This window comes from Gaoshiqia sp. US2 (assembly GCF_059705485.1).
The window spans coordinates 980,869-994,419 of sequence record NZ_AP048550.1; the positions used below are offsets into that span (position 1 = coordinate 980,869).

The window sequence follows — 13,551 nt, forward strand, 5'->3', positions numbered from 1 at the left end:
AAAACAGAGCTATGATAATAACATTCCTTGATGAATTAAAGGATCATCGACGATCCCAGGGGCAAAGGTACGAATTGCGGTTCATTGTATTGTTCTCAATAATGGCAATTTTGAGCAATGCCAAGTCATACCGTGACATTGCCCGTTTTATAAAGAAGCACTTCAAAAACCTGCAAAAAGATTTCGGGCTTAAGTGGAAAAAAGCCCCGGGCTACACTACTGTTAGAAATATAATACAAGGGATTGACAAGCAAGAGCTTGAATCATGCTTCAGGGCATATGCCCAATCTTTGTTAGGGACAGACAGGGGCAATCCTGTTGGAGTGGCAGTTGACGGGAAAGTATTGCGGGGGAGCTATGACCATTTTCAAGACAAAAAAGCAGTACAGGTTTTGAGCTTTTTCGACACCCGATCGGAACTCATCCTTGCACATGAGACAATAGATGTAAAAACAAACGAGATACCGGTGGCACAAGCCTTGATCCCACAATTGGAATTGGAGGGGGTCGTATATACCCTGGATGCATTGCACTGCCAAAAGAAAACGTTTGAAATAGCCGACAATGAAAATATGGAAGAAAAAAAAACTCATAATACAGGTCAAAGAAAACCAAAAAGAACTTTTACAAGCTTGCATGGATATTATCCGTTTTTCAGAACCAGAAAGTTGCTCCCAAACTTCAGAAAAAGGGAGGAACAGGATAGAAGAAAGGTCAACTTCGGTATACCACGACCATAAGCAGTTTATCTGTGACAAACAATGGAGCGGATATGTTGAGTCTGTCATTTGTATTGAAAGGCAAACATCTGTTTTTAACACCAAAGAAAAGATATACAAAGATAGAAATGAAGTTGCTGTATACATCGCCAACTACAAAGTGAATGCAACACAGTCCAATGGCCTGATCAGAAAACACTGGTATATCGAAAACAAAGACCACCATGTACGGGATGTAACTTTAAGGGAAGATGAGTCAAGAATAAGGGTGAATCCTGAAAACATGGCTACATTAAGAAGTTTTGCTTTAAATATTCTCAGAAATAACAAAGTCGAAAATATAAAAGGTGAACTATACGTGAATAGCTTGGACTACTATAAGTTATACAGTTATCAACAATTTATATAGAATTGAACAGCCCTGATACCGACACGGCCAATATCAATGTGATTAGCTTTGACCGGTTACCGGGCTTTGACAGACCGGAAACCACCAACGGGATAACTGGTGACCTGGTTGTTTCGGAAGAAAAAACACCGGCAGGTGAGGTTGCAGGGATATTTACAGCCAGTAGTTTGGGGAGGGTACCGCAGAATGCCTCATGGGCCAAAACAGAAAAACGGTTTGAACCTTTCCTTGACCTGAAAGAAACCCAGGCAATAGGCGTATGGATCAAAGGAGATGGCAACGGCCAGTTGTTGAACCTGAGGGTGGCCAACCCGCGCCATATCGCCCACGGTGCGCGGGCCGATCATTTCATTAAGGTCGATTTCACCGGGTGGAAGTATTTTGAACTGGTTGAAATAGAGTCTGCCGAGATCAGCAACTATGAGTGGGCGCCATCTTTTGCCAGCTTATACGATACGTATCGCCATACGGTGGATTTTGAGAAAGTAGACCATTTTCAGTTTTGGTATAACAACCTGCCTGCCGGCAAAACGGTGCAAACCGTTATCGGGCCGGTTAAGGCGCTTTCGCTGGTGTCAAATACGATTAACGATCCAACCGTCACGATTGGGGGTGAAACGATCGTCTTTCAAGTCAGCATGGAGTCAGGGATGTTCCTGGAATTCCAGTCAGCATCAGATTGTAAATTATTTGACTCCAAAGGAGGGTTTATTCGGGATGTTTCCGTTTTAGGAAATATTCCCGAACTTAAAACCGGCGGGAATGAATTATCTTTTTCATGCGGTTTGCCAGGCGACGTAAATCCGCGGGTACAAGTGACCGTGATCAGTGAGGGGAAACCACTTGAAAACTAACACGTATTTTTGGATCAGGTCGATGCTTTCATGTGCAGACAACAACAAAAAGCAACAAAAACATAAAGAATAAAACATGCAGGAAATGAAGAAAAAATACATTAACCGCCGGTTTATCATACCCGTCTTGCTTTTAGCGGGTTTGACCCTACTTCTTTTTATCCGGTTATTTTCGGCAGACGGCCTGGTCCTGTTCCTGTTCAGGGGTACAGGCGTTGTAATTGAAACGGATGATTTTAAGTACGAGATTGCCCGAAACGGGAAGAACCTGCATTTTATCGATAAAATAACCGGTACCGACTATTTGAGCACTGATTCGGGTTCCCTGTGCGCATATGTTGCCAAAGATGGAAAGCAGTACCCGGTCAGCGCTGTTTCGTTGAGCGGTGACACTATGAAACTCGAATTTGCAGAAGCAGGGGTAAGGTCCGTTGTTCTTGTCAACCAAACAAACGATTGTGTCGTACTTAAGGTGGTCAGCGTATCCGGCGACGCTGAATCCCTGACCTTCATTAATGTGCCGCTTATGCTGGAGGGTATGCCCGATGAATCGTTTGCGGCCTGTGTATTGTCAATGAATTTGTTCACCCATGTCCGTCAACTTCCGGCATTGCAAACTCATCTTTGGGCTACTGCGTATACCCGTTTCGGCATAGAAGGGGCGGAAATTACGCTGCTCGGTGTTCCCACCAAAAATATGCTGCCTGCAATCCGTGAGGTGATGAAAGATGCCAAAGAGATTCCTTTTTCCGATGCAGGTGGAGCTTGGGCACAGCTATCAAAAGAAGGCTACGGTTCGTACCTGATGAATTTTGGTACGCTCACCGAAGAAACGGTTGATGAATGGATAACGATGTGCAGGAACTTGGGGTTTACCCAAATAGACAACCACGGAAGAACTGATTTTTTTCGTTTTGGCGATTTTGAGCTCAACCGTAAAAAATGGCCCGACGGCTGGGACACGTTTAAACGCATCAACAAAAAACTACATGATGCCGGCATTTCGTCTATCTTTCACACCTATGCCTTTTTTATCGATAAAAACTCCAGGTATGTAACCCCTGTTCCACGGAAAGACCTGGGTTATTTCAGGACATTTACGCTTGAAAATCCGATCGGCGAAGATGACAAAGAGATCGTGGTGAAAGAGCCGACCGACGGCATTTCATTGATCACCGGTTTTTTTGAACGGAACAGTGTGACCTTGCGTATCGGTAGCGAGTTGATTGAATTTAGCGGGGTAACAAAAAAACCGCCATATAAATTTACCGGATGCAAGCGTGGGGCGCTCGGGACAAAAGCCTCTTCACATCAGGCAAACGAACAAGCCTTCCATCTTCGCGAAATGTTTAACCGTTTCGTCCCAGGTGTTGAAACACCCTTATTCAGCGAAATAGCGGAAAGAACGGCTGAAATTGTTGACCAGGCTGGTTTCGACGGGATTTATTTTGATGCCATCGATGGCAGCGACATCCTTGCTGGACAGGAAAACTTCTGGTATTACGGGGGTAAATTTGTGTTTGAAACTGCACGGCATCTGAAACGTCCGGTAGGGATGGAGATGAGTTCCATGATCCATCACTGGTGGCATTTTCGTTCAAGGTGGCAGGCTTGGGACCGGCCCGTGCGCGGATACAAACGGTTCGTCGATATTCATTGCGCCTCCATCAAGTCGGATGAATACGAACATGGTTTATGGCGCGGGCATACCCCCTTGATCAACAAGTTGGCGTCGGCCGAAAACGGAGGACTAATGTTGCCATTACAATTGGGATGGTGGGGCCATCAGACCTGGAATCCGCCACAGGTTGAAGCTACGTTCTCTGACGATATCGAATACTTGACCTGCAAAATGATTGGCAACAATGCCGGACTTGCCATGCTGGGAGGATTTGACAAAAAAACGTTGGATGAATACCCCGCGTTTGCCCGGTTGAATGGCATCATCAAACAATACGAAGAACTCCGGCATCAAAACTATTTCAGTGATTCGGTCCGCAAACTGTTGCGGGAACCTGGCAAGGAGTTCACCTTGTTCAAAACCCCGGAGAACGGGTGGAATTTCAAGCCGGTCAGTTACCAAAGACATAAAATTGCCGGGCTTGACCACCCGACTGCCAATTGGAACATTGTCCATGAATTTGAAGCGCAACCGATCAAATTGAGAATCGAAGCACTTATGTCTGTGAAGGCTTATGGTGATACCGCCAATATTGTATTATCCGATTTTTCGGGAGAGGTGAAATTTAAGCCGGAGGAAATGGCAGCAGGAGTAACCAGCGAGTTAATGATACCAGGGGAAGAAACACCCGCGGGTGAAGGGAGCGCCATCTTTACAGCTACCAGTTCCGGGGAATCTCCACGGGAAGCCTCCTGGGTAAAAATGGAACAGAAATTCGATCCGATTTTAAACCTGGCAGAAAACCAGGCCTTGGGTGTGTGGGTCAAGGGCGACGGGAACGGGCAGTTGGTCAACCTCCGCATTGAGAGTCCACACCATATTTCACACGGGGCGCGGGGCGATCATTTTATCATGATCGATTTTACCGGCTGGAAATACGTTGAACTGGTTGAAATTGAGTCTTCGGAGTTCAGTAACTACATCTGGCCGGCCCCTTATTCCAGTTCCAGTTTTTATGTGTATGATTCATACCGCCACCAGGTTGCTTTCGATCAGGTCGATAAATTGCAGTTGTGGTACAACAACCTGCCTGCCGGAAAAACGGCGACAGTGCAACTGGGTCCTGTCAAAGCGCTTCCGCTGGTGGCCACTGCAATCACCAACCCAACCGTCACGATAGGCGGGGAGAAAATAAGCTTCCCGGTCAGCCTCGAATCGGGGATGTACCTGGAGTTCAAATCACCTGCCGACTGCAAATTGTACGGGCCCAAGGGCGAGTTTATCAGGAATGTCGCGGTTGAGGAGTCGGTCCCGCTACTCCGTCCGGGGAATAACGAAGTTTCATTTGCCTGCGACCCGCCCGAAGGAATAAATCCGCGTGTGCAGGTAACGGTTATTGGCGAAGGGAAACCGCTTGCCCGGTAAATATTTTAAAAAAAGAACAAAAATTAACCATTTAATCATAATTTTAGAAAATCATGCCTTATTTAAACAAAGTTGAGAGCAACTCAAGAATAGCGAAAGTAAAAGAGATTTTAAAAAGCAAGGAGTTGGATGCAGCACTGATTTATTACGATGAATTCAATATTGGGAATGGCTGGTACATAACCGGATGGTGCCCTCAATTCGAAAGTGGCGCCGTACTGATTCCCCGCGCGGGCGAACCCCGTATTCTCGGTGGCCCGGAGAGTGAACCGTTTGCGAAATTGGATAGCATGGTCACCGAGACCCGCAATTTCCCGGTATTCATGGTTCCCGATGAGGAATACCCAAATGCTATGATCATCGACTTTCCGCAATTGTTTGCTGAGTTAAATGCGGAACTGGGAAGTGTTAAACGTGTCGGAATGGTTGGAGTCGGGCGCATGCCTGCGGATTGTTATCAGCAGATTGTCGATGGTTTTGGCGGTGTTCAACTGGTCGATATAAGTGCGGAGTTCCTGCAATTGCGGGCCAAAAAATCAGACTGGGAACGCGAACAGATCCGTGCCGCATTTAAGTTGGCCGACCATGCCTACGATGCCATGAAAGCTGCGGTAAACGCTGGGGCGTCGGAAATACAGGTGGCAGCGGCCGGCGAGTACGCTTCGAGGAGTCGTGGTGCAAGTGGTTTTGGCTTTAGTACCATCATCGGGAGCGGGACCAGGTCGAATGCCGTGGTGCCTACCGCTAGTTCCAAGCCCTTGCAAAGCGGCGAACTGGTCATGATCGGCATTGCGCCTAAGGTGAACGGGTACGCCGGGGTTGTAGGTGATGTTCTGGCCGTCGACGGGCAGTATACCGATGCACAAAAAGTATGCATCGAACATCTGAAAGAGACTTTTCGACTGACAAAGGCCCAATTGGTCCCGGGAAAATCGGGCAGGGAAATCGATGCCCCAGCAAGAGCTTATTTTGAAAAACACGGGCTGTCGAAATACCTGGTTTGTCCTTTTGTCCACACGATTGGCCTGCACGAGGCAGAGGCGCCATTCTTCGGCCCCAAAAGTGACGACATTTTGCAGGTGGGCATGACGGTCAGCATTGATATCAGCTTTTTCGGTCATCCCGAATTTAACGGCGTGCGCATCGAAACCGGTTATGAGATCGGTAAGAACGGGCCGATTGCGTTTAGTGAAAAAATGGACAAACACTTTTGCGAATAATAGTTGATACAAAAATGATGGTAAAACCGGCAAAACCACACACGGAAACAAAAACGCGCCAGTATCAGTCATTTGATGTTGTGCTGGGTTTTGACATGGAAACGGATATCGGTTCCTATACATCGTACTATGAGGGTGTACAATTTGGTACGCCCATCATTTTGGACGTTTTGAAAAAGCATAACGCACTTGCCACATTCTTTTGGACAGGACATGCGGCTGAGAATAACCCGGAGATGGTTATACAGGTACATAACGCCGGGCATGAAACCGGCTGTCATGGATTGTTCCATGAAACGCTTGGAGATCCAATCTTTCCCTTGCCCAACAACTGGCCCATTCTGCCTTCCGAGGTAGAAGGACGGCTGACCATAGCAACCGAAATTGTGGGGCAAGTTAGCGGCGTTCAACCGAAAAGCTTTCGCTGTCCCAGGTTGTGGGGGAGTACAGAGGTGCTGAATGTTCTCGAAAAATTAGGTTATGTGGCTGATGCTTCGTTGCCCATGTTTTTTTACCGGAACCAGATTGAACCCTACCATCCGTCGGTTGAAAACTGGACAGAAAAGGGAGAAATGAATATCCTGGAGATCCCGAATTTTTGCGATATGGAAATGGAAAGTAACGATCCTTATCAACGGGACAGGGACCAATGGCCCATGTTCAGGACAAAAGGAGCGGGGGCCTTGATGGAGAAGATAAACGGGTTCATCAATTATGTCGTAAGTAAAGGTGTGCGCCCGGTTATTTGCCTTTATCTCCATCCCTGGGAATTTTATCCGATGCCCCAGGGAGCGATTGACTTCGGGGAATGCAGTGTCAAGCCGCTGTCGTTCATCGTGGAGAACTGCGGCCCTGTGGCGGTTAAAGAATTTGATACCTTATGCGGAATGCTGACGCAAGCCGGGGGCAGGTTCATTACGGCGGGGGCATTAGCGACGGAGTACAGCTCGAACGGAAAGTGATCAAATCAAACTTCAACAAAATCAAAATATGGGACGAAGGGCATTTCTGATCCATGCGAAGCCGGGCATGGCCGGGGAATACGAAAAAAGGCACAATCCAGTTTGGCCGGAAATGGAGGCTGCATTGCACGAACATGGGGTGAAGAATTATTCCATTTTTCTCCACGAAGCCACCGGTGCATTGTTTGGTTACCTCGAAATAGAAGATGAAACCTTATTTAACAGGATCGGTGAATCTGAAGTATGCCAAAACTGGTGGAAGTATATGAAAGAGGTTTTGGTTTCGGAAAACGAGGATAGCCCCATGGCCAAAGAAGAGTTATTAAAAGAAGTATTTAATTTGCGTTAAATGAACCAAAAATAATGAAAGCAGCAGATTTGTTGGCTGCCTTTGCGCAAGCTGGAAAAGCGACACACCTTATCGGGAATTTAAATGCGGGCGTGGTCATCGCTTTGGATATGGAAGGCCGTTTATTCACGGTGAAAGATGGCATTGTTTTAAACCGGGTTAACCCGGAAGCCATATCCGGGCAGAACACACACATACATTACTTTAACCCGGGTGGCGACGGTCTTTGGCCTGCCCCCGAAGGCACGACACACGGTTACCAGTATTCGACCGGTAATTGGAGGGTATCGCCCGGGCTGAGGGGTATTCGTTATATGGTCGTCGAAATAAGTAAAAACGGAGCCACGATACAGGGAGAAGTGGACTTGATAAACAATAAAGGTTTCGGGGCCCCAACGCTCTTTAAACGGCAAATCTGCCTGAGTACAACAAAAAGTGCATTGACCGTACAGGTAAGGGAAAGCATATCCTATATCGGGCATGTAGAGCTAAAAAACAAAGATTTCCTGATAGCCCCGTGGTCGTTGTGCCAGTTTGATTCCGGGCCGGGCTGTGAGGTTGTATTTCCCTGCACATCGAAATCATTGGTGTGGGACCTGTATGATGAACCCAGTTCGCATCATCGCCAGTGGACTAAAACGCTATGCCGGTCGGCGACGGACGCAACCATGCGCTACCAGATCGGACTGGACGAAAAAGTTCCTTACATCGAATATCGTGACCCACAACGCGGGTTGTTTGTCCGGCGTAGTGCCGGGGTACTTTCCAGGGACTACGTACACATCGATATCAGGGATGCATCGCCCAAAGTTGTGCCTTCAAAAAAAGGGGTTCGTTACAGTGTGTACAGCGACCCGTCCGGTTTCATGGAGATTGAAGCGGTTGGCGGCTGCCCGGCGATCATTGTTCCCGGAGCTGAGTTGAGCGTTGACATAACAACCCGTTTCCAGGTTAAAGAGCATACAGAGGAATGTATAAAAACCGAACAGCTATGATACAACTCTTAGGGATATTTTTTCATTGGGTAGGCGGATTGTCCTCTGCCAGTTTTTACATTCCAACCTACTCGATGAAGCGGTGGGCCTGGCACACCTCGTGGATTACATTGGGGATGGTGGCATGGGTCATTATGCCCTGGGTTGGAGGATGGCTTACAACGCATGACTTGTTTGGCATTTTGGTCAACAGCGACATGTCCAGCCTGTTCTGGACCTACCTGTTTGGTGTGCTCTGGGGCTTTGGCGGGCTGATGGCCGGCCTTGGCCTGCGTTATCTTGGCATTGCCCTTGGACAGTCAATTAGCCTGGGGGTATCGGCAGTTGTCGGTACATTGGTGCCTGCACTGATCGATCATAAAGCTGCCATGTTAGTGTCTACGCTTTCAGGAAGGATTATCCTGATCGGTTTTATTATCGGTATCGCCGGGATAGTTTTTGGCGGTTACGCTGGTGTGTTGAAAGACCGGAAACTGAATAAGGAGGAAAATGGCCCTTCAGGAAGCGAGTTCTATATCGTCAAAGGGTTGGCAGTCGCAGTGATCGGCGGGGTTTTGAGCGCCTTCATGGCATTTGCCATAAAAGCGGGCCAGCCGTTGGCACAGGAAGCCCTGAGAGGAGGTACGGAAGAAGTATACATAAACAACCCGATATTTGTGCTTGCTTTTGCAGGCGGATTTACGACCAATTTCGTTTATACCATGATCCTCAGCTTCCGGAAAAAATCATTCGGTGATTTTAATTTCCGGCCACGGTCCACGCTATTCCGGAATTATTTACTTGCCGCAGCCAGTGGCGTGATGTGGTACGGGCAGTTCTTCTTTTACGGCATGGGCTCTACCAAAATGGGACAATACGATTTTACAAGTTGGAGTATTCATATGTCTTCGATTATCATTTTCAGTAATTTGTGGGGGCTGTGGTTGAAGGAATGGTATATGGCCGACAGACGAACCCTGGCATCATTATGGGCCAGTATCATTTTGCTCATTCTTTCTGTACTGATGATCGGTTTGGGCAACTACCTGGCCGGGTAATGGCAATTTAAAAGCAGGCCATCCCGAATCTCGTGTATGAAATTTTTTTCAGCAAAAGCGAAAAGTCATTATATGGTCGTCATTCAACGCTTTTTTCAGGAGCATTTTCCCCGACGTTTCAGCGGTAGAAGTGTCGCTTTCCCGAATTCGGTTTTATGAAAAAATCTTCGTTTTTCTACAGACGACCGACATCCGGAGCATTTCTCCGCAAAGGGGCACGTGAGCCTGATATTTTGCTTGGGCCATTGGGCCCTTCCTAATTTTTTCCAAATAATTAACTATAGAGAATAAATTCATGTTCAAATCGATACAGCGATGTTGAATGCAGTTTTGCGGCCTGGTGTAGCAAATAACTATGTTTTTTGAAGCGGTTTGAATCACAGTCTGTCCTTTCAAATCCTTTTATTTTAGTCTAATTATAGATAAAATTGTCCGAAAATTCTCATATTAAAATTGTGTTATTTTTAGATAAAATATTTCTACGCTTTTAAGTCAGATAGGGGTAATATTGTATGGTGGATTTGAAGAAAATAGCTAAAACAACACGTGTTTTTCATGTCGTTTTCTTTTTCAAGAATATAGTTGCCGGTGATGGGTTCCCAAGATGGACATAAGGGGCGGAGCCATGGTTTTGCCACACCAGATTTCATACCTCGGAATAATCGATGTCATTTCCAGGGTTGAGGGGAGTTTCACCTATTGATTCGGTTAAATCAAGCAGTTCTTATGCAGGAAGTACAGGTTACTTCGTATTGAAGTTATTACTATTGCTAACTATCATTTAATAAATTTTATTATGCAAAAACAAACGTATAGAATACAAAGCCAGGTCAGGATTACATGGCTATGTTTGGCATTTGTATTGCTTGGCTCGGGAACTCTCCTGGCGCAAAGCTTCAGCGTCAGGGGCACCGTTCGGGATGTAACCGGGGAAACTCTCCCTGGGGTAAGCGTTTTGATCAAAGGTACGGCAAAGGGAACGATTACAGGCATGGACGGTAATTATTCGTTGACGAATGCAACGGGTAATGAAATCCTCGTATTTTCGTTCATTGGCATGGAAACGCAGGAAGTTGCTCTAAAGAATAAACAACGGATTGATGTGGTCATGCAAACGGCAACCATTGGTCTGGAAGAAATTGTTGCCATTGGTTACGGCACGGTTAAGAAACCGGATTTGACCGGCTCTGTCGGAGTGGCGCCTGTTACCGATATGGCCAAAGCTACGGCTGTGAGTTCGTTCACTGAATCTTTGGCGGGCCGTATGGCGGGCGTTCAGGTCAGTGCAAGCGACGGGCAACCGGGGTCTGAAATGAATATCATCATCCGGGGTGTGAGCTCATTGACCCAAAGCAATACCCCCTTATATGTGATTGATGGATTTCCGGTTGAAAATCCAAGTACGGTATCCCTGAACCCGGAAGAAATAGAATCGCTGACTGTGTTGAAAGATGCTTCCTCCACAGCGATTTACGGATCGAGGGGGGCGAACGGGGTTATCCTGATCCAAACCAAAAGGGGTAAAGCCGGCAAGCAAGTGATTAACTTCTCCAGTTCTATGGGGTACCAACTAAATCCGGATCCTGTGGAGCTAATGAGTCCGTATGAATTTGTCAAGTATCAGGTGGAATTTAACCCGGTTAGTTACAATACGCCGGCTTATTTTGCCGATGGCAAAACTCTGGAAGATTACCGCGATGTGAAAGGAAATAATTTTCAGGATTATTTATTGCGCACCGGGAAATTACAAACGCATAACATATCAATCAGGGGTGGGACCGAACAAACCAAGTATTCCATCTCCGGTTCCGTTTATGATCAGGAAGGTGTAATCATTAATACCGGCCTTAAACGTTATACCGGAAGAGTAACGATAGACCATTCTGTCAGCAAGAAGATAAAGGTAGGCATCACGGTCAATACGAGCGATGTCAAACAATATGGACAGGTTGTCAGCCAGTCGCCTACTGTAACAAACCCTACTACTTATATCCTGGCCCGGACCTGGATGTACCGTCCGGTTTCCTACAATCCGGATGTAGATATTCTGGATGAATTTTTTGATGATAATGTTGGAGCAGGGGACTACCGGGTAAACCCATTGCTGGATATGAAGAACCAGCATCAGATTTACAAATTAAACCAGTTGAATGCCAATGGCTATATCAGTTACGAAATTGCTAAAGGCCTGACGTTTAAAACTACCGCCGGCATGCTGAGAAATGATATCACACAGGAACGTTTCAGTAACTCAAAAACATCACAGGGCGGGCCCCATCCAGGGAACCTGAACGGGGTTAACGGGTCAATCCTGAACAGGTTATCGCTAACGTACTCCAATGAGTACACCCTGACATACAAAACGACCATCAAAAACGACCATACCATAACGGCATTGGGCTTGTTTTCGTTGAATGGAACCGACTTTTCTTCCGATGGCTATAGCAGCAAATTTTTGCCCAACGAACAGCTCGGCATGGATGGCCTGGACGAAGGAGTCGCTTATGACCCGATTTCCGGTTCAAGTACGAATACGATGGTTTCCTACGCGGGGAGGTTGGATTACAACTATAAGTCGAAATACATTGTTACAGGTACATTCAGGGCCGACGGGTCTTCTAAATTTATCGACCATTGGGGATATTTTCCTGGAGTGGCCGTTGCCTGGAATATGCACAAAGAGGTATTTTTCAAAAGTTTGTTCCCCTTTGTTTCCACATCCAAATTCAGGGTTAGTTACGGCAGCAACGGCAATAACCAGATTGGCGATTTTGAACCCTACCAGCGTTTAGTCCAAACAACGAACGGTTATTCGTTCAATAACCAGACACCGACAGGGGCTGCCTATGTTGCGGCTGTGGGTAATCCGGCTTTACAATGGGAAAAATTGAACACACTTGATATGGGGTATGAGATCGGGCTATTTAAAGACCGGATTTCTTTGGAAGTTGACCTGTACCGCAAAACAACCGAAGACCTGCTTTTGAACGCTACCTTGCCCCCAACTACAGGATTTGCTACTGCCGTAAAAAATATTGGAAAGATGAGAAATGAGGGGTTGGAATTTACCCTGAATACCATTAATGTTTCAAAAAGGTCGTTCAGTTGGAAGAGCAATCTCAATATCAGCTTTAACCGGAATAAGGTGATGGAACTGGCCGATGGCCAAAAAAGCCTGCCGACACAGGTGCCCTTTGTATCGCAATACTCGCGCCCGCTTTACCTGGCAGAAATTGGCAAACCGGCAGGCATGATGATCGGGTACATCTGGGAGGGTAATTATCAGTACGACGACTTTGACAGTCCTGCCCCCGGCGTGTTTATCCTTAAACCCTCGGTTCCCACCAACGGCACGGCAAGGAGTACCATTCAGCCGGGCGATATTAAATATCGGGATTTGAACGGGGATGGTATTGTAAGCGATGCCGACGTAACCTTTATTGGCAGGGGACAGCCGATCCATACAGGCGGGTTTACCAATAATTTCACCTACAAGGGATTTACGTTGAGCGCCTTTTTTCAATGGTCGTACGGAAATGATATTTATAATGCAAACCGGCTGATATTTGAAGGCAACGGCGTTTTATATGCCAATACAAACCAGTTTGCCAGTTACGCGAACCGTTGGACCCCTGAAAACCCGACCAACGAGAACTTCCGCGCCCGCGGACAGGGCCCCATCGGGTTTCATAATTCAAAAGTCGTTGAAGACGGGTCCTACCTGCGTTTCAAGACCTTGTCGTTAAGCTACTCCATTCCTGCCAAATACATTAAGAAAGCGTATTTGAGTAGTTTATCACTCAACTTCTCGGCCCAAAATGTTGCCGTATGGACCAACTATTCCGGCATGGACCCCGAGGTCTCTGTCCGTAACAGTGCTCTCACCCCGGGATTCGACTATTCTTCTTATCCGAAATCGCCAACCTATGTTTTTGGTGTTAACATGGCATTTTAGAAAAC

10 protein-coding genes are annotated in these 13,551 nt (G+C 46.6%); all 10 read left to right on the forward strand.

The features are described from left to right. Positions 1 to 11 precede the first annotated feature (11 nt). Positions 12 to 740, forward strand: coding sequence for an ISAs1 family transposase (locus AC6H3C_RS03775; RefSeq protein WP_497517933.1), 729 nt, complete (start codon positions 12 to 14; stop codon positions 738 to 740). Beyond that, the gene (locus tag AC6H3C_RS03780) at positions 637 to 1,128 is read left to right on the forward strand and encodes an ISAs1 family transposase (RefSeq protein ID WP_497517931.1); all 492 of its coding nucleotides are present in this window, start codon (positions 637 to 639) and stop codon (positions 1,126 to 1,128) included. Before AC6H3C_RS03775 ends, AC6H3C_RS03780 begins: the two co-directional genes overlap by 104 nt. A gap of 2 nt (positions 1,129 to 1,130) precedes the next feature. Continuing rightward, on the forward strand, positions 1,131 to 1,982 hold the full coding sequence (locus AC6H3C_RS03785; protein ID WP_497519357.1) for a CIA30 family protein: 852 nt from the start codon (positions 1,131 to 1,133) through the stop codon (positions 1,980 to 1,982). An 85-nt stretch (positions 1,983 to 2,067) separates the two neighbouring features. Then, positions 2,068 to 5,028, forward strand: a complete 2,961-nt coding sequence (locus tag AC6H3C_RS03790) for a hypothetical protein (RefSeq protein ID WP_497519358.1) — start codon at positions 2,068 to 2,070, stop codon at positions 5,026 to 5,028. A 53-nt stretch (positions 5,029 to 5,081) separates the two neighbouring features. Then, on the forward strand, positions 5,082 to 6,248 hold the full coding sequence (locus AC6H3C_RS03795; protein WP_497519359.1) for a M24 family metallopeptidase: 1,167 nt from the start codon (positions 5,082 to 5,084) through the stop codon (positions 6,246 to 6,248). Positions 6,249 to 6,262: 14 nt separating this feature from the next. Next, the gene (locus AC6H3C_RS03800) at positions 6,263 to 7,210 is read left to right on the forward strand and encodes a polysaccharide deacetylase family protein (RefSeq protein WP_497519360.1); all 948 of its coding nucleotides are present in this window, start codon (positions 6,263 to 6,265) and stop codon (positions 7,208 to 7,210) included. Positions 7,211 to 7,238: 28 nt separating this feature from the next. Beyond that, entirely contained in the window at positions 7,239 to 7,559 is a 321-nt protein-coding gene (gene rhaM / locus AC6H3C_RS03805; protein ID WP_497519361.1) for an L-rhamnose mutarotase, read from the forward strand. A gap of 14 nt (positions 7,560 to 7,573) precedes the next feature. Next, positions 7,574 to 8,554 (forward strand): DUF6786 family protein, encoded by a 981-nt coding sequence (locus AC6H3C_RS03810; protein ID WP_497519362.1) that lies wholly within the window; start codon positions 7,574 to 7,576, stop codon positions 8,552 to 8,554. After that, complete coding sequence (locus AC6H3C_RS03815; protein ID WP_497519364.1) at positions 8,551 to 9,591, forward strand: L-rhamnose/proton symporter RhaT; 1,041 nt, start codon at positions 8,551 to 8,553, stop codon at positions 9,589 to 9,591. The genes AC6H3C_RS03810 and AC6H3C_RS03815 overlap by 4 nt, the downstream gene beginning before the upstream one ends. A gap of 796 nt (positions 9,592 to 10,387) precedes the next feature. After that, positions 10,388 to 13,546 (forward strand): SusC/RagA family TonB-linked outer membrane protein, encoded by a 3,159-nt coding sequence (locus AC6H3C_RS03820; RefSeq protein ID WP_497519365.1) that lies wholly within the window; start codon positions 10,388 to 10,390, stop codon positions 13,544 to 13,546. Positions 13,547 to 13,551 lie beyond the last annotated feature (5 nt).